At 55.5% G+C, this 23518-nt stretch carries 23 protein-coding genes and 1 other RNA gene; 6 read left to right on the plus strand and 18 right to left on the minus strand.

Annotated features, from left to right (window positions below):
• Positions 1 to 5: 5 nt before the first annotated feature.
• The 13 genes from SD69_RS14645 to SD69_RS14700 form a co-directional block, all read right to left on the minus strand.
• A complete protein-coding gene (locus SD69_RS14645; protein ID WP_041523801.1) occupies positions 6 to 476 on the minus strand; it encodes a Dps family protein in 471 nt (156 codons plus the stop codon).
• Positions 477 to 614: 138 nt separating this feature from the next.
• On the minus strand, positions 615 to 1415 hold the full coding sequence (locus tag SD69_RS14650; RefSeq protein WP_041523802.1) for a class II glutamine amidotransferase: 801 nt from the start codon (positions 1413 to 1415) through the stop codon (positions 615 to 617).
• 22 nt (positions 1416 to 1437) lie between these two features.
• Entirely contained in the window at positions 1438 to 1893 is a 456-nt protein-coding gene (locus SD69_RS14655) for a GNAT family N-acetyltransferase (RefSeq protein WP_041523803.1), read from the minus strand.
• A complete protein-coding gene (locus tag SD69_RS14660) occupies positions 1890 to 3932 on the minus strand; it encodes a vWA domain-containing protein (protein WP_041523804.1) in 2043 nt (680 codons plus the stop codon). The genes SD69_RS14655 and SD69_RS14660 overlap by 4 nt, the downstream gene beginning before the upstream one ends.
• 127 nt (positions 3933 to 4059) lie before the next feature.
• On the minus strand, positions 4060 to 4410 hold the full coding sequence (locus tag SD69_RS14665; RefSeq protein WP_157471707.1) for a hypothetical protein: 351 nt from the start codon (positions 4408 to 4410) through the stop codon (positions 4060 to 4062).
• A gap of 25 nt (positions 4411 to 4435) precedes the next feature.
• Complete coding sequence (locus SD69_RS14670; RefSeq protein ID WP_041523806.1) at positions 4436 to 4879, minus strand: YcgN family cysteine cluster protein; 444 nt, start codon at positions 4877 to 4879, stop codon at positions 4436 to 4438.
• Positions 4879 to 5169 (minus strand): YcgL domain-containing protein, encoded by a 291-nt coding sequence (locus tag SD69_RS14675; RefSeq protein ID WP_041523807.1) that lies wholly within the window; start codon positions 5167 to 5169, stop codon positions 4879 to 4881. The genes SD69_RS14670 and SD69_RS14675 overlap by 1 nt, the downstream gene beginning before the upstream one ends.
• Positions 5166 to 6311, minus strand: a complete 1146-nt coding sequence (gene rnd, locus SD69_RS14680) for a ribonuclease D (RefSeq protein WP_041523808.1) — start codon at positions 6309 to 6311, stop codon at positions 5166 to 5168. Before rnd ends, SD69_RS14675 begins: the two co-directional genes overlap by 4 nt.
• Positions 6312 to 6351: 40 nt before the next feature.
• On the minus strand, positions 6352 to 6945 hold the full coding sequence (recR, locus tag SD69_RS14685) for a recombination mediator RecR (RefSeq protein ID WP_041523809.1): 594 nt from the start codon (positions 6943 to 6945) through the stop codon (positions 6352 to 6354).
• Positions 6946 to 6960: 15 nt separating this feature from the next.
• Positions 6961 to 7281: a YbaB/EbfC family nucleoid-associated protein gene (locus tag SD69_RS14690; RefSeq protein ID WP_041523810.1), complete on the minus strand. Its 321-nt coding sequence runs from the start codon at positions 7279 to 7281 to the stop codon at positions 6961 to 6963.
• Positions 7282 to 7300: 19 nt separating this feature from the next.
• Positions 7301 to 9421 (minus strand): DNA polymerase III subunit gamma/tau, encoded by a 2121-nt coding sequence (dnaX, locus tag SD69_RS14695; protein WP_041523811.1) that lies wholly within the window; start codon positions 9419 to 9421, stop codon positions 7301 to 7303.
• Positions 9422 to 9556: 135 nt separating this feature from the next.
• Positions 9557 to 9653, minus strand: an RNA gene (ffs, locus tag SD69_RS18495) — signal recognition particle sRNA small type.
• Between the two features lie 98 nt (positions 9654 to 9751).
• The gene (locus tag SD69_RS14700) at positions 9752 to 11248 is read right to left on the minus strand and encodes an AbgT family transporter (RefSeq protein WP_041523812.1); all 1497 of its coding nucleotides are present in this window, start codon (positions 11246 to 11248) and stop codon (positions 9752 to 9754) included.
• Positions 11249 to 11394: 146 nt separating this feature from the next.
• Between SD69_RS14700 and tpx the strand changes: the two genes are divergently transcribed.
• Together tpx and SD69_RS14710 are read left to right on the plus strand one after the other, a co-directional pair.
• A complete protein-coding gene (gene tpx / locus SD69_RS14705) occupies positions 11395 to 11889 on the plus strand; it encodes a thiol peroxidase (protein WP_041523813.1) in 495 nt (164 codons plus the stop codon).
• A 92-nt stretch (positions 11890 to 11981) separates the two neighbouring features.
• Positions 11982 to 12830: a 6-carboxytetrahydropterin synthase gene (locus SD69_RS14710; RefSeq protein WP_041523814.1), complete on the plus strand. Its 849-nt coding sequence runs from the start codon at positions 11982 to 11984 to the stop codon at positions 12828 to 12830.
• A gap of 10 nt (positions 12831 to 12840) precedes the next feature.
• Here the strand turns inward: SD69_RS14710 and lpxL are convergent, their stop codons facing one another.
• The 3 genes from lpxL to fabV are packed head-to-tail and all read right to left on the minus strand — an operon-like array spanning position 12841 to position 15871.
• Entirely contained in the window at positions 12841 to 13758 is a 918-nt protein-coding gene (lpxL, locus tag SD69_RS14715) for an LpxL/LpxP family Kdo(2)-lipid IV(A) lauroyl/palmitoleoyl acyltransferase (RefSeq protein ID WP_041523815.1), read from the minus strand.
• Positions 13755 to 14678, minus strand: coding sequence for an acyltransferase (locus tag SD69_RS14720; protein ID WP_232301213.1), 924 nt, complete (start codon positions 14676 to 14678; stop codon positions 13755 to 13757). The genes lpxL and SD69_RS14720 overlap by 4 nt, the downstream gene beginning before the upstream one ends.
• Before the next feature lie 8 nt (positions 14679 to 14686).
• The gene (gene fabV / locus SD69_RS14725) at positions 14687 to 15871 is read right to left on the minus strand and encodes an enoyl-ACP reductase FabV (protein ID WP_041523816.1); all 1185 of its coding nucleotides are present in this window, start codon (positions 15869 to 15871) and stop codon (positions 14687 to 14689) included.
• 152 nt (positions 15872 to 16023) lie between these two features.
• Here fabV and SD69_RS14730 point away from each other — a divergent pair, with 152 nt between their 5' ends.
• The 3 genes from SD69_RS14730 (at position 16024) to SD69_RS14740 (ending at position 20610) form a co-directional block, all read left to right on the plus strand.
• The gene (locus tag SD69_RS14730) at positions 16024 to 16434 is read left to right on the plus strand and encodes an MAPEG family protein (protein WP_041523817.1); all 411 of its coding nucleotides are present in this window, start codon (positions 16024 to 16026) and stop codon (positions 16432 to 16434) included.
• Positions 16435 to 16568: 134 nt separating this feature from the next.
• A complete protein-coding gene (ydiJ, locus tag SD69_RS14735) occupies positions 16569 to 19622 on the plus strand; it encodes a D-2-hydroxyglutarate dehydrogenase YdiJ (RefSeq protein WP_041523818.1) in 3054 nt (1017 codons plus the stop codon).
• Between the two features lie 163 nt (positions 19623 to 19785).
• Positions 19786 to 20610 carry a peptidylprolyl isomerase gene (locus SD69_RS14740; protein WP_041523819.1) on the plus strand — a complete coding sequence of 275 codons (825 nt, stop codon included), beginning with the start codon at positions 19786 to 19788 and terminating at the stop codon, positions 20608 to 20610.
• 60 nt (positions 20611 to 20670) lie between these two features.
• Here the strand turns inward: SD69_RS14740 and SD69_RS14745 are convergent, their stop codons facing one another.
• Positions 20671 to 21030 carry a DUF6164 family protein gene (locus SD69_RS14745; RefSeq protein ID WP_157471709.1) on the minus strand — a complete coding sequence of 120 codons (360 nt, stop codon included), beginning with the start codon at positions 21028 to 21030 and terminating at the stop codon, positions 20671 to 20673.
• A gap of 28 nt (positions 21031 to 21058) precedes the next feature.
• Complete coding sequence (locus SD69_RS14750) at positions 21059 to 21499, minus strand: acyl-CoA thioesterase (RefSeq protein WP_198144108.1); 441 nt, start codon at positions 21497 to 21499, stop codon at positions 21059 to 21061.
• A gap of 113 nt (positions 21500 to 21612) precedes the next feature.
• Here SD69_RS14750 and SD69_RS14755 point away from each other — a divergent pair, with 113 nt between their 5' ends.
• Positions 21613 to 23448 (plus strand): cation:proton antiporter, encoded by a 1836-nt coding sequence (locus SD69_RS14755; RefSeq protein WP_041523820.1) that lies wholly within the window; start codon positions 21613 to 21615, stop codon positions 23446 to 23448.
• The last annotated feature ends 70 nt before the right edge of the window (positions 23449 to 23518 follow it).

A 23518-nucleotide genomic window follows, 5' to 3' on the forward strand; every position in this document is an offset into this window, starting at 1 on the left:
GTTGGTTACTCTTCGAGCAGCGAGCGCAGCATCCAGGCGGTTTTTTCATGCAACTGGATACGCTGAGTCAGCAAATCGCCGGTCGCTTCGTCGTTGGCTCTATCGACCAGTGGGTACAAGGAGCGTGCGGTTTTCACGACCGACTCCTGCCCCTCTACCAAGAGTGCGATCATCTCCTTAGCGGCGGGAATGCCCTCTTGCTCTTTAATGGAGGACAGCTCGGCGTACTGCTTGTAAGTACCGGGGGCCGGGTAACCCAGCGAGCGAATACGCTCGGCCAGATCGTCCACAGCTACCGCCAACTCGGTGTATTGAGTTTCAAACATCAGATGCAACGTTTGAAACATGGGCCCTTTAACATTCCAGTGAAAGTTATGGGTTTTAAGGTATAGCGTGTAGGTATCGGCCAGTACCCGCGACAAACCCTCGGCCAACTGACGGCGGTCATCCTGCTCAATACCAATATCAATATCCATGCTGTACTCCTTTATCAATACCAAGACCTACAAGGGTTCGCAGGTCGTTCATTAATCAAACGATGATCGTATCCCTATAAGATGGGCCCGGGGTGCTGGCTTTTCAAGGCGGTGAACCATCAAGTTCGTCTATAAGGACTATAGTTCTTCGCTATGCTGCGCCCGATAAGCAATTTCCCCGCGATCAAACACAATAAACTCCCCCGCCGCCATGGCCTGCCAGGTTTCATTCACGGTTAACGGGTTAGTCGCAATCACGGTAACGATGTCATTGGCGGTGGTGTGCTCGCCAAAATCGACCGTTAAGTCAGAGTCCGACAAACGGGCCTCACCAAACGGCGCACGCCGGGTAATCCAACTGAGCTTAGTAGCGCAATAGGCAAACAAGTAGCGACCATCGCTGAACAAAAAATTGGCCACCCCGCGGGGGCTCAACTCGTCGCACCAACGATGCAGTTGCTGCCAATAAGCGGTTTCGTCAGCTTCAAGTGTGGCGCTGTTGGTAAAACGCTCGCGAATACGTGCCAATAACCAGCAAAATGCTCGCTCGCTATCGGTGCTGCCCACCGGAATAAAATCTCCCAGGGTTAATGCCTCGGTACCGGCCAACTGCCCATTGTGCGCAAAGCTCCAGTTGCGACCAAACAGCTCGCGCACAAACGGGTGGGTATTTTCTAAATTAACGGCGCCGACGTTAGCCTCGCGAATATGGCTAATGGCAATACAGGTTTTCATGGGTAAGCGGCTAACAAGCTGCGCGATTTCAGAGCTAACGCTGGGTGCCCAATCGCGAAAGGCACGGATGCCGCGGCCTTCATACAACACCACGCCCCAGCCATCACGGTGCGGCCCGGTGCCGCCACCACGTTGCAATAACCCGGTAAAACTAAAGCATAAATCGGTCGGCACATTGGCCGACATGCCCAGCAGTTCGCACACCCTTAAACTCCTTACACATTGGTTACGTTTGTGCGCGCCAGCCCATTAGAACGAACGATTTACCGCGCTCGCGATAGCGCCGATAAGGCTCTGCAATAGGTTCTGGCACCGCATCCGCGGCCAGCGGAGAAAAGCCCAAGCTTAGATAAAATTCGCGCAAATAATCCAGCGCATAACAGTACAGTCCCGGTTCACGGGCCTCGCGCTGTATATGTTGCATCAACTCTCGAGCCAAACCACGCCGGCGACGCGAGGGGTCGACGGTTAAACTACGCAACAAAAAACAGCCGGCGGCGGGCTCCAGTACTCGCGCCGCCGCCAGTACCTGACCGGCGTCGGACAAGGCGTAAACACGATCTTTTTTACCGCACTTTACCTTCTGCCCCCACTGACGAAACTGTCGGGTTATCTCGGGGTAAGTCGCAACGGGCACTACCCACAGAGCTCGCTCGGCGTCACTTAGCTGGCTATCAATCACTGCCCGGCGCCTTTGTTGTCATCACGATTATCTGGTGCGGCCGGTTTGCCTTTATCTGCCCCAGCCTCGTCACTGTCGAGCTGTACCGCCGGCTCACCCAGGTCGCCCATATCGGCAAAAACGTCGTCAAAAGCGCCGGCCTCAAGCTCTTCTTCGTCGGCGGGAGCTTGCTCGTCGCTTAACTGTTGCTCAATTTCACCCAACTCTTCTTCCATCGACTTGCCACTAAAACGCCGATACAACCAATAAACTAACGCCAGCAAAGCCACATTAAACAATGCGATTAATGCTATCAACCACCAGCGGGTTCCGCTTTCTTCTGCGGGTTTAGGGGGCTCATCTGCGCTTTTTAGCGACGAGCTCTGTGCCGACGACGCAACCACCGGCTGCTCCGGTTGCGGCAGAGGCTCATTGCGCTCACGCGCTAACGCTGCGCGCTCGTCGAGCAATGCCTGCTCTAATGCCAGCAAGGTGTCATCCTCGACGATCTCTTGGGGGTCACCCTCGGCCGGGTAACTAAAATACTGCGAAGGCAACGCTTCAGAAAACACCCGGCCATTAGAGTCGGCACCTTTAGCCTGTAGCTCCACCACATAGCGAGCCCGGTTGTCTGGAGTAATTGTAAGCCCCCAGCCACCACTAGGCAGGCGAGCTAATGGTTGCATAGCGCTAGCGCCGGTAGAATCTTTGACATGCGCCACCAACTCAGTGTTATCAGAGTCCAGTGACGGCGCCGCTGTCACGGTTAATTGATAGTTTACGCTCGTCCCACTGTCTTGCGTTTGCTGTGATTTATTCAGCTGTACCCTAAACTTAGGCTCCACCGCCAGGTTACGTTGATACTGCCGGCTAAAGGTAGCGCCGTCGACCCGCAGGTTCAGCTGAAAACGCCCCGGGGTTTCTGGAGTAACCGCACGCACTAAAAAATGGCCACGTTCATCGGCCGGTATCAAGGTGACGTTTTGTGAACGTGGCGCTGCCAAACTGCCATCGTGGTTGTAAGGGGCGATGCTCACGCGCGCACGAAGCTGCTCGAGGAGCGGATTATCGATAACCAGCTGACCGCGCTCGCGTAGCGAAAAATCTAACATTATGGGCTCGCCCGGCACCAGCGTCGGTGCGAGAGGCTGCACCTGTAAGCTAAGATCTGTGAGCACACTGACTCTTGTTTCGCTGCCACCATCGACGAGCTGCCAGCGACCACTTTGGGGCTTGGGGATAGTTACTAAATCATAGTGCGGCCGCGATACCCAGCGCACGCCCGCCGCATGAGTTTGCTGACCTATACGCGCAAGCTTAGGGTCGAGTAAATGTGGCCTGGTGTCCGCTTGAGCCGGGTGATACATCAACACCGTTAACTCCTCCACATGGGCGTCCACATGAAACCCATCCCCTGTCAGAGGCAATCGTTGCGGCGGTACCGCTTGATCGAGAATCTCGACAAAGACGGACACCAGCTGGTCACGATTGGTCACCACCCGGTGCTCGCCCGCACTGGTGCTGGCAATGCGCTGCAACAAGTCGGCATCGGCATCGACGGATAACGCAATCGTGTGTACAACAAAGCCGCGCGCGACTAAATTGGGAATCAGCTCGGTCAGAATACTATCGCGCTCGCGTGCATTGCGCTCAGAATCACTGTGTATGTCGACCTTGCCGTCAGTTAACAAAATAATATGCGCTTGTGCCGCATTTTTGGGCGCTCGCCCGGCTCGAGCCAAGGCCGCGCCTATATCGGTGAGTTGTCCGTTGGAGCGAAGCTTTTGCAGTGACTCAAGTGCGCGTTGACGCCAATTGGCATCCACTGAGGCGGCCGGCACCACCTCGTTAACACTGCCGGCAAAGCTCCACAAACCGGCGCGGGTGCCTGCGGGTAACATTCTGCTCAACAGCGTTAACCCCTCGGACCTCAGGTTTTGCGGGTCGGACTGATTCATACTGCCAGACACATCCACCAACAGCCGAACGTCGGCCGGGGTCAATGGCTCGTCCGCCACACCAGGAACTGCGGAAAAAAACGGCAACAACAAAGTAGCCACGACTAAAAACCGCCTTGGCCGACACCACGTCAGGCTTAATAATGTACTAGCAATGTTGTGAGCTATCCGATGGGTCTTGGCCATAATGCGGCACTCTTTAGCGGGCTCGCCGCTGCGATATATTTTATTATTTTGCGGGCGTACTTGCCTCGCCGCCGCGTTTACGGGTAACCAGCAATAACACTAAGGTTAGCACCAATGCGACCAGCCAAATTAATGCGAGGGTAACGGCGGCATCCAGCCCCTCCTCTACCCCCAAAAAAACACTGTTTAACACAGCCACAAACAATGCCGGGGCGTAAGCTCCCGGGTGGTTGTCCAAATTTAAACTAAACGGGGTAAACAGCAATACGGCTATCGACACTGCAAACAGCCACTGTGCATAGCGAGAAAATGGCCGGGCAATACGCCAGCCAAACAAAACCAACAACAAAGCGCCTATCAGGTAAATGCCCCAGGCGATCATCGACTCACTCAAGCCCTACTCCCCATGTGTTAAGTAATTATACTACCCAGTGAATTATATACTCTTCCAGCTCATCCGGTGTTACCTGCGCCTCGGGCACCACTTTACCGGCTACCGACATTCCCGCGCGGTGAATGGCATCCGGGTCGCCACTGACCAGCGGGTGCCAGTCGGGCAGAGGCTCACCCTCGGCCAGCAAGCGGTAGGCGCAGGTGCTGGGCAGCCATTCAAACTCGTGCAGATCGTCGAGCGTGAGGGTTAAACACTCCGGCACGCGCGCTTTGCGGCTGGGGTAATCTGTGCAGCGGCAAGTATCGGTATCCAGCAACTGGCAGGCCACGGCGGTATAGTAGACCTCGCCGTCATCTTCATCTTCGAGCTTATGCAGGCAACATTTACCGCAACCGTCGCACACAGACTCCCACTCGGCAGGCGTCATTTGCGCCAGGGATTTTTCTTGCCAAAAGACGCGCGCCGCCATCAGGACAGTTTACTGTTGCGGGACTGAATATCGGTGACTTGCGCATCGGGCTCTACCCGCGGTGGTAACTGCAGGTAATAGCCGGGATCATCTAAGCTGGCAATCACTTTATTGACATCCACCCGTGCGAGCTTGCGATTGCTGTCTAGCGCCAATACCATCGCCGGTTCCGCCACACCAAAGCGTTTGCGCAGTGGCTCAGGGACTTTGTCCAGACCATCTTCTTTGCGGCAATAAAGGTACATGCCCTCTTCGCGTTTGCTGCGATAAATCTGACAGATCACCTTCATGCGTTCGCTCCATCACGTAGCTGCTGTACTTTTTGCAGCAAACCGGCGCCAATCACATCATAGCGCCACCCGTTTAAACGCTCTGGCAACTGCGGCGCACCAACAATTGCACTGCGCACAATCGCCTCGTACTCTTTTTTACGAATCAAGACTTCCGGCGGTAACTCGTGAGACTCGGCCTGAGTTAACACATACGCTTTAAGTGCTTTCATCCAGGAGCCATACTCGCGGCCCAATGGCGGGTCGAGCCGTTCGGGCCAACTCTCAGAGGGCTTAGCCAACTCCTGGGCAATAATATCCAGCAGGGTTTCGCCATCTTCGGCAATGGTGCGCCGGGGCATACCCTCAATCCGCTTAAGCTGATTGACTTGATCGGGCAACTGCCGGGCAAGCTCATACATGGGTTGCTCTTTCATGAGGCGGTTGCGGGGGATGTTGCGCTGGCGCGCTTCAACTTCGCGCCAGTAGCTCAGCGCCCGCAACACCGCCAGGTTTTTAGGCTGCAACTTCCAGCCCAAACCAACACGGGTGTAAAAGCCATCCAGGTCAGCCTCTTGGCGAGCGGCGGCTACTAAATCGGCGCAATCGGATTTAACCCAGCTGAGCCGGTCATCGATTTTTAAACGCTGCAGCAGCTTGCCATATACAATCAGCAAGTGCGCCACATCCAGCGCCGCGTATTTAAGCTGCGCCACACTCAGCGGGCGCTGCAACCAATCGGAGCGGGTTTCACCTTTGGGTATTTCAACATCCAGTAACTCGCGGGCTAATGCGGCATACCCCAATGAAAAGCCGCAACCGGCAAAAGCGGCGCCAATTTGCGTATCAAAAATCGGGCCCGGCACCGCGCCCAGCAAGGTATTAAACACCTCTAGGTCTTCCGAACAAGCGTGCAGCACTTTGGTCACGTGCTCATCAAGCATCAGCTCGGTCAGTGGGGTTAACTCATCGAACGCCAGCGGATCAATTAAATAACAGCCCTGACCGTCGCCGATTTGAATCAATCCGGCAATCGGGTAAAACGTATCACTGCGCATAAACTCGGTATCAACCGCAATGGCCGCCTGAGTACGCCAGCGCTGGCAAAGCTCCGTTAATTGATCGAGCGTATCAACCCAAATCGGGTCTGTTGGAATAGCCATAACTACCTAATAAGACGAGCGCACTTAAAAGCGCGCTAAATTAAAGTGAGCGGCGACTGCTAAACGCGTGGGCCAAAGTGCCACCGTCGATGTATTCTAGCTCACCCCCAAGGGGCACGCCGTGGGCTATGCGGGTGACGTTGATACCGGCTTTTTTGGCCCGCTCGCTGATGTAATAGGCGGTCGCCTCGCCCTCCACCGTGGGGTTGGTGGCCAAGATAATTTCGGCCACCGGCTCCGCCTCAAGCAGCGCCAATAACTGATCGATACCGATATCCTCAGGCCCAACGCCGTCGATGGGCGACAAGTGCCCCAGCAACACAAAATACTTACCCTGGTAGCTACCGGCCTGCTCGATGGCAAGCACATCGGCTGGCGTCTCGACGACACATAACAGCGAGTTATCGCGCCGCTCACTGGCACACACACCGCACAACGGCTGCTCGGTTAAGGTGCGGCAGCGGCCACAGCGGGCAACACCCTCGACTGCACGCTGCAGACTATCGGCCAGGCGTAGGGCGCCCTCACGATTGTGTTCTAAAAGCTGTAACGCCATGCGCTGGGCACTTTTAGGGCCAACGCCTGGCAGCACTTTAAGCGCGTGCATTAATTCATCGATAAGCGGACTGAACATAAATTCGTAAGCGCCTTAAAAGGGCATTTTAAAACCGGGGGGCATGCCCATACCCGAGGTCATCTCGGACATTTTATCGCGGCTATTAGCCTCTACCCGGCGCACGGCATCATTGACCGCAGCGGCCAATAAGTCTTCCAGCATTTCTTTGTCTTCTTGCAGTAAGCTGGGGTCAATGCTGACATTTTTTACGTCGTGACGACCGGTCATGGTGACTGACACCAAACCCGCGCCCGATTGACCGATAACTTCGGCGTTGGCCAGCTCTTCTTGCATTTTTTGCATGCGCTCCTGCATCTGTTGCGCCTGCTGCATTATGTCTCCCATGCCTTTCATGGTATTACCTCGTATCGTGTTAATTCTGATCGATTGGCTCGACGGTGCCTTCGTCTAAGGTGGCGGCAAAATGTTCTACCAGCTGCTGCACAATGGGGTCTGACTTAACCGATTCAACCGCCTGCTCGTAGCGCTCACTTTGCTTGCGTATGGCGATTTGTGCAGGCGTTTCGGTTTGTACTTGCCCGGGTTGAATCACCACACTGACCGGCTCACCATAGTATTCGTTAAGAATATCGGCCAGGCGCTGCTGGTGGCTTTCGTCGTACAGGCTGCTATTTTGCTCATCCAAAATAAAGTGCAGCTGATTACCCTGCCGCCCCACCAGCTCACAATTAGCCGCCGTATTGCGCATTACGCCGCCGACCGATAGCCCTAGATAAATCTCAGGCCAGCGCAGGGGGGCGGTATCAGCAAGGCTCACCATAGCGATGGGCTCGGGAGCCGATTTAAGCTCCGGCGCCGGTGGCGCTGGGCTGGGTGTCACTTCTGGCTGTGCTGGTGACGGTGATTGCGCTGCCGGTTCACGGGGTGTGGCTGCGGGCTGAGTGGGTGCTCTGGCAGGCTCATCCACCTGCCAGGGTACCTCAACCGCTGGCGCACTGGCGGGATCTGCTGGCTGGGGCTCTGACTGTGTCGCGCTGGACTCATTGTGGGCTTGGCCAGCTAACTGCTCATACTCGGCCGCCGCCTGAGAGCCTGAGTCGTCGTAAGGCTCGTAATCCGGGGCGCTATCTTCCTGCTCGTTGCGCTGCGGGTGGGCACTGTTATCACGCCCCTCAGCACTTTGGTTCGCAGGCGTGACCGGGTCTTGCGAGGCGGCTGGGGGCTCGGGCGGACGCTCTGCCGGCGCCTCCTGATCTTCTGGTGCTGGCGCCGCTGTGGTGGTCGTCTCGGCTAACGGCGCAGTCGGCGCGGCACTCTGAGCGACCGGTGACTCAGCCGCAGGGGATGCCTGATTGGTATCAGGTGCAACATGTGCCACTTGGGTCGCCGCGCCGTGCGCGGGATTGGGCGAGCCCGACGCCAGTGCCCGGGTAGGCACATCAGCCACGCCTTGAGGGCGAAACGCCAACATGCGCAACAGGACCATCTCGAGCCCGGCGCGCGGATCTGGCGCCAGGGGTAAATCGCGCCGGCCAATCAGGCCGGTCTGATAAAACAGCTGTACGTCTTCGGCGGGTAACTGCTGCGCTAACTGCAGGATTTGCTCGCGATCACCGTGGCTGTTATCCACCGCCTCGGGCAGTGCCTGGGCAATGGCCACCCGATGCAAAATAGACAGGATGTCGGCCAGTGCGCTGGCAAAGTCGGGCGCGTGCTCGGCCATTTGCGCCACGGCATCCAGCACCTGCTTGCCGTCGCCGGCGGTAAGCGCTAACACCATATCGTAAACCGCGCTGCGATCGATGGTGCCCAACATAGCGCGAACATCGGCCTCGACCACTTTACCCGAACCAAAGGCAATGGCCTGATCGGTGAGGCTTAGGGCATCGCGCATACTGCCGTCGGCAGCGCGGCCCAGCTGCCACAAGGCGCTCTCTTCAAAGGGCACCATCTCGGTTTCGAGCACGTGCTGCAAATGACCAGTAACCAGCTCGGGGGTCATGTTTTTGAGGTTAAACTGCAGGCAGCGTGACAAAATCGTCACCGGCAGGCGCTGAGGATCGGTGGTCGCCAGCAAGAATTTGACGTGCGGTGGTGGCTCTTCCAGAGTTTTCAGCAACGCATTAAACGAATGCGTCGAGAGCATGTGCACCTCATCGATCAGGTACACCTTGTAGCGGCCGCGAGTCGGCGCATACTGCACGTTCTCCAGCAGCTCGCGGGTATCTTCTACCTTGGTGCGGCTGGCCGCATCCACCTCAATCAAATCGACAAAGCGGTTCTCGGCAATCTCGACGCACGCAGCGCACTGGCCGCAGGGCTCGGAGCTTACGCCCGTCTCGCAATTTAAGCACTTGGCAAGAATCCGGGCGATGGTGGTTTTACCCACACCGCGTGTACCGGTAAATAAATAGGCGTGGTGCAGCCGATCGTGGTCGAGCGCGTTAACCAGCGCTTTGAGCACATGCTCTTGCCCCACCAAATCGCGAAACGTACGGGGGCGCCACTTTCGGGCCAGGACCTGATAACTCATGCCTTCCTCGATTCCTTAGTCGTAATCTTCGGGATTATAGCTGTCCCGGATACAAATAAATACGGGGCCACGATACCGCCAGACAGACAGCGTAAAAATTGAGCAAAGGGAGAAGCAAAAAGAAGATGGAGGCGACCCCGCCAGCCACACCCCGGCACATGGTATCACCGCTACCGTTGCTCCCTTCCGGGCCTGGCGGAGTTCACGATTGACCATTGCGAGGGGACCGACAGGGCCACCATTGCAGCGACAGAGCGAGTCTGTCGAGGCCGCGCATTATCCTGAGTTTTAACCCCGAATGCAAGGGCGCTTTTTAACGGCCAGCAGCTCTTATGCCTGAGGCCCGAGCGGCAGCCCAATCAGCAACCACAGCGCGAACATAAGTGACCACACCAGTAAAAAACTCAACGAGTAAGGCAGCATCATCGCCGCCAGGGTGCCCATGCCACAGTCTTTGCGATAGCGTGCGGCAAATGCCACCACCACCGCAAAATACGGCATCAGCGGCGTGATAATGTTGGTGCTGCTATCGCCGATGCGATAAGCCATTTGTGCTTGCTCGGGCGCCACGCCTAATAAATACAGCATGGGCACAAACACCGGCGCCAACAGCGCCCACTTGGCCGAGGCGCTACCGACAAACAAATTAATCAGCGCACTGACAACAATAAAGCCCACAAGCAATAAAACGCCCTGCCCCTCAAGGGCACTTAACAGCGTGGCGCCGCTGGCCGCAATCAACGCGCCCAGGCTCGTCCAGTTAAACCACGCGACGCACTGCGCGGCAAAAAACATAATCACCAAATAACTGGCGAGAGTGGCCATAGCCTCTTCCATACCGGCCACCATATCGCCCACGGCGCTATAGCGGCCGCTAACACGGCCAAACAATAAACCAGCCATAGCAGCATAAATAGCAATCAAAGGGACCAACATGGTCAGCTGTAACGAGCCAGACTCATCGCGTAAAGGAGCGTCCACAGCCACGCTCGCCCACAGTACCAGCGCCATAAACAGCAGTGACCAAGCCCCTACCAGCCATAGCGCGCGGGTATCTCGCGGCCGCTCCTGCATAGGCTCGGGCGCAGGCGCATCAAGCGCCTCGTCGTCTTCACCCAAAAACGGCGCCACCCAGCGCTCGGTTACCCAGGCGCCCACCAGCGCCAATACAACCGTGGAAGCCGCTGTAAAGTAATAGTTGGCGGCAACGCTCACGCGGTAATCTGGCACCACGCCCGCCATTGCCTCTTGGGTGATGCCGGCCAAAATTACATCCGCCGGGCCCAGCAGCAAATTAGCGCTGTAGCCGGCCGACACGCCGGCAAACGCGGCAGCAATACCGGCCAGAGGCGGCCTACCGGCCAACTGAAACAATACGCCCGCCAGCGGGATCAACAACACATAACCCACGTCAAACGCCAGGTTCGACAAAATACCCGTCAGCACCACCATCACACTTAACAGGCTGCCCCGGGCGCGGCGCACTAAGCGCAACAGCACGCAACGCAGTAAGCCCGAGTGTTCGGCTACACCCAGCCCCAACATAGTGACCAATACCGCCCCCACAGGCGCAAAACCAACAAAGTTATCCACCATCGAGTTAAGTAACCAGCGCACGCCCTCGGCACTGATCAGGCTGCGTGCGACTACCAGCTCGCCTCCAAGCAGGCTTGCCTGCCAGCCCGCAAGGCTCGCCAACCAAGAGGCTACGGCAATCAGTCCGGCCAGCCAGACAAACAGCAAGGCCGGGTTTGGCAAGCGGTTGCCAATACGCTCAAGTCTGGCCAACAGGCGATGGGCACGGGAGGCGTCAGTGGCTGGTGTCATATCAATATCAGCTTTGTCGGTTTAATTGAGTGGGCAGATTAAATGCTCGCCCATTGAATTTTACAGCTTTGCCACCACAGTAACAGGAGCGATGCACAGAGCCTCTCGCCCCTTCACTTACACGCGATTAACGCACGGAGTTTTATATGGCTACGGTTACCTTAAAAGGCAATTCTATTAACACCAACGGCGCGCTACCCGCCACTGGCAGCGCGGCACCGGATTTTACTCTGGTTAAATCAGACTTGTCTGAACTGAGCCTGGGCGATTTAAAAGGCAAAAAAGTCGTGCTGAACATCTTCCCCAGTGTCGACACCCCCACCTGCGCCCAGTCGGTACGTACCTTTAACGAGCAGGCCAACAAGCTCGACAACACCGCTGTCGTCTGTGTATCGCAAGATCTGCCCTTTGCCCAGGCGCGCTTCTGTGGCGCCGAAGGCCTGGATCAAGTAGAAAACGGCTCGGCCTTTCGCTCAAGCTTTGCCGAAGATTACGGCGTTAAGTTTGTCGACGGCCCATTGGCTGGGCTTACCGCCCGTGCAGTGGTGGTCATCGATGCCGATGGCAAAGTGGCCTACTCGGAGCTGGTTAGCGAAGTGGCCGACGAACCAAACTACGATGCCGCGTTAAAAGCCCTGTAAACGGCTGACGCTACAGGCACCATGAACCCGGCGGCGAGCGTCGCCGGGATCTGCTATCATGCGGGGCATTAACGAGCCCGGACCCTTCACCTATGTTACTGTTTGTCGACAACCTCACCAATGTGGATTTTAGCTATCTCGACGCCTCTCGCGGGCTACTGGGCGAGACTTGGCTTGCCAATATTCGCCTGCACGGCGATTTGGACGATCAGAGCATGGTGTGCGACTTTGGCGTGGTTAAAAAAATCGTGCGCGATTGGCTCGATACCGAATTAGACCACCGCCTGGCCGTACCCACCCAGGCACCCAACATCGAGATTAACGCCAATGGCGATCAGCTCGACATCCGCTGGACGCTCGATAACGGCGAACACATTCACACCACGAGCCCGCGTCAAGCCATTGCCTTGGTCGAGGCCGAAACCCTAACCGCCGAAACCATTGCCCGCTGGTGCGAGCAGCAGCTGAAAAGCGCGTTTCGCGATGAGATCGAAAAGCTCGAACTCAGCTTTAGCACCGAACACATAGAGGGCGCTTTTTATCATTACTCCCACGGCTTAAAAAAGCACGGTGGCAACTGCCAGCGCATTGCCCATGGCCACCGCTCACGCATCGACATTTGGGCCGAGGGGGAAAAGTCGTCTAATCTGGAACAGTGCTGGGCCGAGCGTTGGCGCGATATTTATATTGGCAGCCGCGAGGACATCAGCGCCGAACCCACCATTAACGGCGCTGATTATTTCGACTTTGCTTACACCTCAGAGCAAGGTGCCTTTACCTTACAGCTGCCAAAGCGCTGCTGTTACATCATCGATACCGACACCACCGTCGAGTGTCTAGCCGAACACATTGCCGCCACAACCGCCGCCGATAACCCCAGCGTCGAGCTGCGTATTCGCGCGTTTGAAGGCATCAATAAAGGCGCTGAAGCCTACCGCTAACAGCGGCTCGCTAACCGTAAAAATCCGGCTCGCCGGGTGGGCGGGKTTTAAAGCGTGGCTGAGCCCAAAAGTACTGCTCGGGGCATTTGGCGATTTGCTCGGCCATAAAATCCGACACTCGCTGAGTATCGGCAATATCGTCCCCGCTGGGAAAGTCTTCAAACGCCGGATGGATGGTCAGCTTATAACCCGAACCATCTTCCAGGCGCACTTGCGTAAACGGAATCACCTTCGCCCGGCCGAGCTTAACAATTTTACTGGTGGCGGTAATAGTAGCGGCCGGCACGCCAAAAAAATCCACAAACACGCTATTTTTAGCACCCAAATCGCGATCGGGTGCATACCACACGGCCCGCCCCTGACGCAGGCGCGAGATCATCGTTCGCACGTTATCGCGCGGAATTACCCAGCCGGCACAGTAGGACTCGCGGCCTTTGCGCTGCAAGTAGTCGTAAACCTCATTGCTGTGGGGGCGATAAAACCCGTCGTACTCGATGTTTTGTCCCAAAAACGCACTGCCAATATCCAGCGTACTAAAGTGGGTGGTTAACAATAAAATGCCATGCCCTTCGCGCTGGGCCTGATGAATATGCTCCACCCCTTCAATTGTGTGCAGCTTGCGCAGGCGGCGACCACTCCAAAACCAGCCCATGCCGGTTTCAAAGGCGGCAATCATCATCGACTCGGTGTTCTTTTTAAGTAGGGACTCGCGCTCGTGCTCTGATAAATCAGGAAAACAGCGCTCGAGATTAACCCGCGCAAAATTGATGCGCTTTTTATTCAAGTACAACAGCGGTGCCAAGCGGCGCGCCACCCACAATTGCCACTTGTAAGGCAGCTGAGCAAACAAGAACCAAATACCGGCCCCCAACCACGACAACCAATGGCGCGGTTTAAGCAGGGACGGACTAAAACGGGTACGACTCATAAGTGGATACTTTTCTTGTGGGGCATGGCTTGCCCAGAGTGCGACAGAGACTCAAGACGCTCGTCTTTTTCTTGCCAAATACGGTTAATCCATCCCTGAAAATGTGCACGAAACGCCGCATCTTCACTGTAATTGCCCAACAAATCTTCACCTACCTCAAGCTCGCGGGCGTGCACGTTAATATGCCCCACCTTGCCGCCCACATACTGTATAAAACTGGGCCGCCCTTCGGGGTAGTGAATCGTCACGTCCAGCAAGGTTTTAATGCGGCCGTTCATCGCGGTGAGGGTAAACGCCAAACCGCCCGCTTTGGGCAGCAACAAGTGGCGATACGGCGAGCTTTGCGCGCGGTGCTTTGCCGGCGTAAAACGTGTGCCCTCGAGGTAGCTAATAATCGTGACCGGTTTGTTGCTGTAACGCTCGCATTGCTTTTGCGTGGTGGCTAAATCTTTACCGGCCAAGCTCGGATCGCGGGCGATTTGCGCTTTGGTATGACGACGCATAAACGGAAAGTCCAACGCCCAAAACGCCAATCCCAGCACGGGTATCCAAATTAACGAGGCTTTTAAAAAAAACTTAAAGTAAGGCACCTCGCGATTAAACAACCGCAGCAATACTAAAATATCCACCCAGCTTTGATGGTTTACCACCAACATAAACCACTGTCGGCGGCTAAAATACTCGGGCCCCTCGTAGGCGATACGAGTGGGCAGTAACCAGCGCTGGTGTAGGTTGTTACAGCTGATCCAGAAGCTCGCCGTTTTATCGAGCCAGCGCGTTAACGCCGGCCGATACGCACTGCGGTAGGCCACCAGCTTTAACAGCGACAAGCTAATTAGCGGAATACTAATCAGCAAGGTCACGGATATGAACAGCAGTAGCGAGAGTGCGCCCCGCGCTACCGATATTAAGGTCTTCACCACGGGCCTTAAAAGTTGTGGGATACCAGCGGTGAAGTTTCGGCGTCGTAGTCTACGCCGTCAAAGCCAAACCCAAACAACTTCAAAAAGTTTTCGTGGTAGGTTTTGTAGTCGGTCAGGCTCATCAGGTTGTCCTCGGTCACCTGGGGCCAAAGCGCCTCGACCTCTGCCTGGGTTTGCGGATCTAGCTCCAGGTCATCCACGCGAAAACGGTTGTCGTTATCCAGGCGCGGATCGCTGCTGTACAGGCATTCGGTAAACAAACGCTGTAACTGCTCGATACAGCCCTCGTGGGTGCCCTTTTCTTTCATGACTTTAAACAAAATCGACATATACAGCGGCATTACCGGAATCGCCGAGCTTGCCTGAGTCACCAGAGCCTTGAGTACCGCGACATTAGCGCTGACATTTTTGTCGGTTAAACGCTCGGCAATGGCCGAGGCTGCACGGTCGAGATCCTCTTTGGCTTTACCGATCGTCGCGTGACCATAGATGGGCCAGGTCAGTTTATCGCCCAGATAGGTGTAAGCAACGGTCTTAGCGCCTTCTGCCAGAACGTCGGCCTCGGCCAAGGCATCCATCCACATCTCCCAGTCTTCGCCGCCCATCACTTTTACGGTGTTGGCGATTTCTTCATCGCTGGCGGGCTCGACGGTAATGTCAGAGATCTTCATGGTATCGGTGTTTAAGTTCTTAGCGGTGTACCCCTCACCAATGGGCTTTAACACCGAGTTGTAGGTCTCGCCGGTGTTGGGGTCGGTGCGCCGCGGTGATGCCAGCGAATAAACCACCAAATCAATTTTGCCTAAATCTTCTTTAATAGCGGCGATTGCGTCAGCTTTGATGTCATTGCTAAAGGCATCACCGTTTATGGTGCGGGCGTACAGGCCGTCTTTTTCGGCCGCAGCATGGAAGGCCGCCGTGTTGTAGTAGCCGGCCGAGGCGGTTTTGCGCTCGGTGGGGGGCTTTTCAAAACACAAACCCAAGGTTTTAGCGCCACTGCCGTAGGCGGCGGTAATACGCGATGCCAAGCCATAGCCGGTCGAACAGCCAATCACCAGAACGTTTTTGGGACCACCTGCCACCTCGCCCTGAGCACGGGTGTAATCAATTTGCTCCTGCACATGGGCGGCGCAGCCCTCGGGGTGGGCATTAATACAGATAAAACCACGAACTTTTGGCTTAATAATCATAGACTTGCATCCTATTGTGTAAGCATTTGCGGCCGCCTGCCGCCACGCAACCTAGCGGTTGCACTAACTGAAAAGGGGGTATTATAGTGCTCTCGGCGCCGATTAACAGAGCCTGCCGGCTCTGGCGGCGTTTTCCCCAGCGAGGAGGTTTTATGATTTACCCCATGGCGGCCTTAGTGCTACTCACATTTTACGTTGCTCTGCGCATGTTTAAGGCGCGCGTTAGCGCCATCAAAGGCGGCCAGGTAGCGATGGAGCACTTCAGAACCTACGCCACACCCAGCGATCAGCTGCCTCAGGCCATGGTGCTCAGCCAGCGCTGCTACAACAACCTGTTTGAGATGCCAATACTGTTTTACGCCGCTTGCATCACCGCCATGGTAACTCAGCTCACCGGTGTCTTTATGCTGGCGCTTGCCTGGCTGTACGTGGGCTGTCGTGTGGTTCAGGCCACGCTTCACTTACGCGGTAAAATCCGCTGGCGCATGCGTTCGTTTATGGCAAGCAATGTGTGCTTATTGGCCATGTGGGGAGTATTGCTCGGAACGTCGTTGATTCGCTAGGCAAAGGCCGTTTACCGCTCTTAACAACCTCTAGCCGTTACCCCCTCGAGCCAGATTCCATCAGCGCCTCTGGCTCTCCCGCCCGCAACCCCGTAAAATACCTGCCTCTACACTCTTTATTGACTTCGAGCCCTATGATCCCCCGTATACGTGAAACGTCCCCTGTTCAGTCGGTTTATTTAGCTTTTATCGAGGCGCTGCAACAGGCGGGCTTTGCCGGAGACTTGAACCCGGACTACGCCAACCGCACCGTACTGGCCACCGACAATTCGATTTATCAGGTGTTGCCTCAGGGGGTGATCTACCCGCGCAATACGGCGGACTTAGTGCTAGTAGCCGAGCTGGCCCAGCGCGATGCGTTTACTCAGGTCGTACTCAGCCCCCGTGGTGGTGGCACTGGCACCAATGGTCAGTCACTCACCGACGGTTTGGTGGTGGATATCTCCCGCCACATGAACCAAATTTTGGAAATTAACGAACAAGAGCGCTGGGTACGGGTGCAAACCGGTGTGGTTAAAGATCAGCTAAACGCCGCGCTTAAGCCCTACGGTTTGTTTTTTGCCCCGGAGCTATCCACCAGCAACCGCGCCACCATCGGCGGCATGATCAATACCGATGCCTCGGGCCAGGGCTCGTGCCTGTACGGCAAAACCCGCGACCATGTACTGGAGCTTAAAACTGTACTGCTGGACGGCAGCGTCTGCGACTCGGCGCCACTGGACGACACCGCGCTGGCTGCCCTGCGCAACCGCAGCGACCGGGTGGGCGATGTGGTGCGAATGGTGGACGATATTCAGCGCGAGCACGCCGCGCTGATCGATGCAAAATTCCCCAAACTAAACCGCTGCCTTACCGGTTACGACTTAGCCCATATCCGCACCGACGAGGGCGAATTTAACCTCAATAGCGTGTTATGCGGCAGCGAGGGCACTTTAGGTTTTATTACCGAGGCCAAACTCAACGTGCTGCCTATCCCCAAGTGTTCGGCACTGGTAAATGTTAACTACCGGGACTTTAACGCGGCGCTGCGCGATGCGACCGAGCTGATGAAAGCCGGCCCCACGTCCATAGAAACAGTCGACTCAAAAGTACTGAACCTGGCCATGAATGACATCGTTTGGCACAGCGTGAGCGAGTATTTTCCGCCCGTGCCCGGCGAAGAGATCAAAGGCATTAATTTGGTCGAGTACACCGCCGACAGCGACGCGGCTTTGGCCGAAGGCATTAAACGCCTGACGGATGCTCTGGATGCCATGAACGACTCGGCCCGAGAAAGCACCGGCCGCATTGGTTATTCGGTGGCCATGGGCAACGCCGCCGTGGGTAAGATTTGGGGCATGCGCAAAAAAGCCGTCGGGCTTTTGGGCAACGCCAAAGGCGAAGCGCGCCCGATACCCTTTGTGGAAGATACCGCCGTACCACCCGAGCACTTAGCCGACTTTATTTTTGAGTTTCGCGCCCTACTCGACAGCCACAATTTGGCCTACGGCATGTTCGGCCATGTGGATGCCGGCGTACTGCATGTGCGCCCCGCCATCGACATGAAAGACCCAGAGCAGGAAAAACTGATTCGGGTCATCTCGGACGAAGTGGCCGAGCTAACGCAAAAATACCACGGCCTGTTATGGGGCGAGCACGGTAAAGGCGTGCGCTCGGAGTACGCGCCCAAATTTTTTGGCGAGCTGTACCCGCAACTGCAAAAAATTAAAGCCGCGTTTGACCCGCACAACCAGTTAAACCCAGGCAAAATTGCCACGCCAAAGGCCGAATTATCGCTGCTGAGCATTGATGGCGTTACTACCCGGGGCCAGCAGGACCGTAAAATCGCTGTGGAAGTATGGGACGGCTACGCTGAGGGCATGCACTGCAACGGTAACGGCGCTTGCTTTAACTGGAACCCCAACGACGCCATGTGCCCCTCGTACAAGGCCACTCGTGAGCGTATCCACTCGCCCAAAGGCCGTTCATCGCTGGTGCGCGAGTGGCTAAAACAATTAAGCGAGCGCGACATTAACGCGCTACAAGAAGCCAAAGCCAACCGCGAGCGTCACTTTGTTTTCTCGCTGCCGGCGCGCATTAAAAACACCATCAACAAAAAACGCGGCCAGTACGACTTCTCGCACGAGGTAAACGAGTCTATGCAGGGGTGTTTAGCCTGTAAGTCTTGCGTTGGCCAGTGCCCTATTAAAGTAGACGTGCCCGAGTTTCGCTCAAAGTTTTTAGAGTTGTATTACGGCCGTTATTTACGCCCGTTAAAAGATTATTTTATCGGCGCGCTTGAATACATTGTGCCTACCATGGTGCGGGTACCCTGGCTGTATAACGGCGTAATGAAGCCTAAAGTGAGCCAAAAAGTGCTGGCCAAAGTCGCCGGCATGGTCGATAGCCCGCTGCTCACCGGAGTGGATTTAGACAAAGCTCTGCGCGAGCTAAACGTGCGCTACGCCAGCGCGCAAAACATCGCCAGCTTAAACGACGAACAAAAAGCCAAAACCGTTATTTTGGTGCAGGATGCCTTTACCAGTTACTTTGAGACCGAGCTGGTACTTGACAGCATTAAGCTGCTTAAAATTTTAGGGTTTAACCCTATGCTGGCGCCCTTTAAACCCAACGGCAAGCCACTGCACGTACACGGCTTTTTAAAAGCCTTTGCCAAAGCCGCCAACAACAACGCCACGATGCTTAACGCCTTAGCCAACACCGGTATTGCTCTGGTGGGGCTTGAGCCCTCCATGACACTGGCCTATCGCAGCGAGTACCAAAAAGTGCTGGGCGATAAAGCGCCAAAGGTGGCCTTGATTCAAGAGTGGTTAGCCGCGCAAGATTTAACCGAGGCCACCGCGTTGTTTGGCAAAAGCGATTACAAGCTGCTGGCGCACTGCACCGAAAAGACCAATGCCGCCGCCTCGATTAAGGATTGGCAAACCGTTTACGCCGCGCTTGGGCAAGAGCTTAGTGTGCTTAGCACCGGCTGCTGCGGTATGGCCGGCACCTACGGCCACGAGGCCGCCAACCTCGACACCTCGAAAAAGATCTTCTCGCAAAGCTGGGAGGCGGTTGTCACAGAGCCGACCAACAGCGGCAAACTGACCGCCACCGGCTACTCCTGCCGCAGCCAGGTAAAGCGTATTCAGGATCAGCGCCTACCCCACCCACTGCAGGTGCTGCTCACGGCTTACCAAGGTTAGCCTCCCAATCCGGGCGCCACGGCGCCCGGATCTAATGGGGCAAACCCGACACTACATTTCCTAACACTTTTCGCACCACAGCTCTGGTAAGGTTTATCACCTTCTAAAAGCACGGTCGCTTTATAGCGATTCTTAATAGTTACGATTACCGTGGAGACTCCTCATGGCTTACTTACCTAAGGCCGCTGCCGGCCTCACTCTGGCCGCATTAATAGGCGCAAGCGCCGCCAGTCAGGCAACGATCGTTCAATTTCAAACCGTTATGGGCGATTTTGAAGTCAACCTCTACGATGAGACCACCCCCGAAACGGTGGCCAACTTTTTAGCGTATGTGGAGGCCGGTGCCTATAGCGACACTTTTATGCATCGTTCTGTACCGGGGTTTATCGTTCAGGGTGGCGGCTTTAATTACGATATCGAAAATGCGGAATATGGCGATATAGCCAGTAACGACCCGGTTATGAACGAGCCCCTGCTCTCCAACCAGCGCGGCACCATAGCTATGGCTAAACCTTCCGAAAAACCAAATGGTGCGACCAACCAGTGGTTTTTTAACCTGAAGGACAATAGCGTTTCCCTTGATGGCCCGGAGGGAGGCTACACCGTGTTTGGTGAAGTCGCCGGCAATGGTATGGCGATTATCGACGCAATGGCTGAGCTACCACGAGGTAATTTCACGCCAGAGGAGTTTATTAACAATATCGCACTCGATGAAATGCCGGTGCGGGATTATGAACAAGAAGATTACGACGACAACCTACTTCCGACTGAAGACCATATCGTTCTGGTACAAAACATCGTCGTTCTCGACGCCGCCGTGGACACCGCGGCCGATTTAGACCCCATGCCCACCACCCGCGATGACAGCGAGCCAGACAATGGCGGCAATAACGGTGGCAGTGGTGGCGGTGGCGGTAGTGTCAGCTGGCTGATGTTATTGGGCCTGCTGGGTGCGGGTATCGCGCGCCGCGTTAGCCGCCAGCGTTAATTCAGCGCAAGCCTACTGTGGTGCACGGCGGGCTCGAGCCTATTGAGTCAGCCGAGCACTTCAGCCAAGTAATAACGGCAACAACGACAACATAGCGATGGCCGCAATAGCCAGCAATGTGCCGATTACCACCAACGGCTTTTGGCGCAATTGGCTGGCAAAGGTAGGCGCCGTGCCCTCAGCCAGGCGGCGCTCAAAGTCGGCGCGCGACTCTTTGCTGAATTGGTACTGAAACTCGCCAGCCAACTCCCGCGCTTTGGCGGCATCCTCATCGTGGGTAAGCCACAACCCGTCTACCCCTAAACGCCAGCGCCCGGCGTCGGTGGTGTAGCATACGATTCCCTCCGCTTGTAATAACTCGATAAGCCCGTCGACTTCTTCGGCGCTGGCGCCTGTAGTACGCATTAATAACTGTGGCAAGATTCACCTGATGATGTCGGGCTGAGTGCTAACTTAAGGACTCAAGCGATTTAATTTCTGAGTGTAACTCGGGTGCCACCAGCGATTTTTGCTGCGAGCGTTTGTCCAGCAAGACAATACGCCCCACCCCGGTGGCGGCTACCTCACCCAACTCCTCGCTATAGATTTCGTACTCCTGCGAGAAACCGTGCTCGTGCACCTCCGTGATGGTACACCCCACAATCAAGCGGTCCGGGTAGCGCAGCGGCCGGCGATAGCGGCAGGCGGTCTCGGCTAACACGGGTATAATTTGCCCGGTATCAAATACACCTTTATGGCTCATGCGGCGCATATAGGCGATGCGGGCCGACTCGAAATAACGCAAATACACCGTGTTATTCACGTGGCCAAAGGCGTCCATTTCGCCCCACTGCACATCGATTTCAACCGTTACCGGAAAACTGCGTAAAAAATCCTCGCGATCAATCACAAATAGCTCCTTTTTGGTTTTGCCTAGCGTGGTGCCTTTCGCCATTTTAGACGCTATCGGCTATGATGAGTAGCCAAGAGAGCCTCTATCACCGCACACCCCAAGGATGTTTTATGCACGACTCAGCCATGGCAATTGCCATTATCGGAATTGCCGCGCTCGCCTGCCATTGGGGCGCCTGGAAAGCCCGCCTGCCCGCCATTTTATTTTTGTTGATCGCCGGATTGATTTTGGGCCCGGGGCTGGGCTGGATAAACCCCGACAAAATTTTTGGCGACCTACTGTTTCCGCTTGTATCGCTCGCGGTGGCGGTGATTTTGTTTGAGGGCAGTTTAACCCTCAACTTTCAAGAGCTTGGCGGCACAAGTAAGGTCGTGCAGCGAATGATTACCGTGGCGGCCCCCGTCACGTGGGTTGTAGTAGCCATCGCCACTCATGCGCTGTTCGATCTTAGCTGGCAGTTATCTATATTATTTGGCGCCTTGATGGTAGTAACCGGCCCCACGGTTGTCACCCCTTTGCTGCGCACTGTGCGCCCCTCCGAAAGAGTAGCCAATATTCTGCGGTGGGAGGGGATTATTATCGACCCCATTGGTGCGCTATTGGTGGTAGTTGTGTATGAGTTTATCGTCACCACAACGACCAGCGCAGCCTTCAGCCATAGCTTATTGTTGTTTTTAGAGATTATCGTGGTTGGCCTAGCCGTTGGCGCGGCCGCAGGTTATGCCTTGGGCAAAATGCTGGCACACCGCCGCCTGCCGGAATATCTACAAAACCTTGCCACACTAAGCTTGGTGTTTATGGTGTTTACTTTTTGTAACCACTTAGCACATGAATCCGGCTTATTGGGGGTAACCGTCATGGGCATGTGGCTGGGCAATATGCGCGGCGTGCATATTCACAACATCCTAAACTTTAAAGAAAACCTCACCATATTATTTATTTCCGGCCTATTTATTATCCTGGCGGCGCGTTTACCCATGGCGCAGCTTATCGGGATTTTTACGCTATCGTACCTACTGTTATTGCTGGTGATTCAATTTGTCGCCCGGCCGATCTCCGTGGCATTGGCCACGCTCGGCTCCGAGATCAAAATTCGCGAGCGGGTATTGCTGGGCTGGATTGCCCCTCGCGGTATCGTGGCGGCGGCGGTATCGGCACTGTTTGCGCTGCGCCTGGACGAAAGTGGCGTTGCCGGTGCTGACTTGCTGGTGCCGCTCACTTTTGCCGTTATTTTAGGCACAGTGGTGTTTCAAAGCGCTACCTCAAGGCCTTTGGCCAAGCTATTGGGTATTGTCGAACCCGAGCCACGGGGCGTATTGATCCAAGGCGCCAATCAGGTGGCGCGACGTATTGGCGAAGCACTGCAACAACAAGATGTACCGGTTTTGGTGTGCGACTCTAATTGGGATAATATTCGCTTGGCTCGCATGGCAGGACTTAAAACGTTCTACGGCAATCCAGTGTCGGAGTTTGCCACCCAGCGGTTAGAGTTAACCGGCATTGGCAACCTGATTGCGTTATCGCCACTACGCGAGTTGAATGTGATTGCCGGTATGCATTTTCGCAGTGAATTTGGCGATACCCACATTTTCTCGATCCGCACCAACGCCGACAGCAACAAAGCCGAAAAGCACCAGGTGGCCTCCACCTTAAAAGGGGCCCCGCTGTTTAGCAAAGACCTCACCTACGCCAAACTGGCCAGCTTAATTGGCAGTGGCGCCGAAATTCGGGCCACCCGCCTCACCGATGAATTTACGATAGAAGACTTCCGCCGCCAGGGTGGCTCAGAGCTGCTGTTCGCCGTCACCGACAAAGGCAAACTTAAGCCTTTTATCGAAAATGCCAAGCTTGAGCCGACCAAAGGTTGGGTGTTACTCAGTTTGATACGCGAGCCGAAACCTAAAATTCGAGAAAACACTCAAGAGTCGCCCGACATTCCGTCATAAGTCAATGCTATACGCTTTTGGAGTACGTCACATCGACTATACTGGTTGCAACATTATTAACCGGACATCA

Origin of the sequence: Gilvimarinus agarilyticus, assembly GCF_000832015.1 — a bacterium.
Taxonomy (GTDB): Bacteria; Pseudomonadota; Gammaproteobacteria; order Pseudomonadales; family Cellvibrionaceae; genus Gilvimarinus; species Gilvimarinus agarilyticus.

What these genes read in the sequence shown, in the direction of transcription:
- SD69_RS14675 (WP_041523807.1), bottom strand. Translation starts at nt 5,169, where the DNA reads ATGAAGGTGATCTGTCAGATTTATCGCAGCAAACGCGAAGAGGGCATG.
- rnd (WP_041523808.1), bottom strand. Translation starts at nt 6,311, where the DNA reads ATGGCTATTCCAACAGACCCGATTTGGGTTGATACGCTCGATCAATTA.
- SD69_RS14740 (WP_041523819.1), top strand. Translation starts at nt 19,786, where the DNA reads ATGGCTTACTTACCTAAGGCCGCTGCCGGCCTCACTCTGGCCGCATTA.
- SD69_RS14645 (WP_041523801.1), bottom strand. Translation starts at nt 476, where the DNA reads ATGGATATTGATATTGGTATTGAGCAGGATGACCGCCGTCAGTTGGCC.
- SD69_RS14730 (WP_041523817.1), top strand. Translation starts at nt 16,024, where the DNA reads ATGATTTACCCCATGGCGGCCTTAGTGCTACTCACATTTTACGTTGCT.
- tpx (WP_041523813.1), top strand. Translation starts at nt 11,395, where the DNA reads ATGGCTACGGTTACCTTAAAAGGCAATTCTATTAACACCAACGGCGCG.
- SD69_RS14690 (WP_041523810.1), bottom strand. Translation starts at nt 7,281, where the DNA reads ATGAAAGGCATGGGAGACATAATGCAGCAGGCGCAACAGATGCAGGAG.
- ydiJ (WP_041523818.1), top strand. Translation starts at nt 16,569, where the DNA reads ATGATCCCCCGTATACGTGAAACGTCCCCTGTTCAGTCGGTTTATTTA.
- recR (WP_041523809.1), bottom strand. Translation starts at nt 6,945, where the DNA reads ATGTTCAGTCCGCTTATCGATGAATTAATGCACGCGCTTAAAGTGCTG.
- dnaX (WP_041523811.1), bottom strand. Translation starts at nt 9,421, where the DNA reads ATGAGTTATCAGGTCCTGGCCCGAAAGTGGCGCCCCCGTACGTTTCGC.
- SD69_RS14755 (WP_041523820.1), top strand. Translation starts at nt 21,613, where the DNA reads ATGCACGACTCAGCCATGGCAATTGCCATTATCGGAATTGCCGCGCTC.
- SD69_RS14670 (WP_041523806.1), bottom strand. Translation starts at nt 4,879, where the DNA reads ATGGCGGCGCGCGTCTTTTGGCAAGAAAAATCCCTGGCGCAAATGACG.
- SD69_RS14710 (WP_041523814.1), top strand. Translation starts at nt 11,982, where the DNA reads ATGTTACTGTTTGTCGACAACCTCACCAATGTGGATTTTAGCTATCTC.
- fabV (WP_041523816.1), bottom strand. Translation starts at nt 15,871, where the DNA reads ATGATTATTAAGCCAAAAGTTCGTGGTTTTATCTGTATTAATGCCCAC.
- SD69_RS14700 (WP_041523812.1), bottom strand. Translation starts at nt 11,248, where the DNA reads ATGACACCAGCCACTGACGCCTCCCGTGCCCATCGCCTGTTGGCCAGA.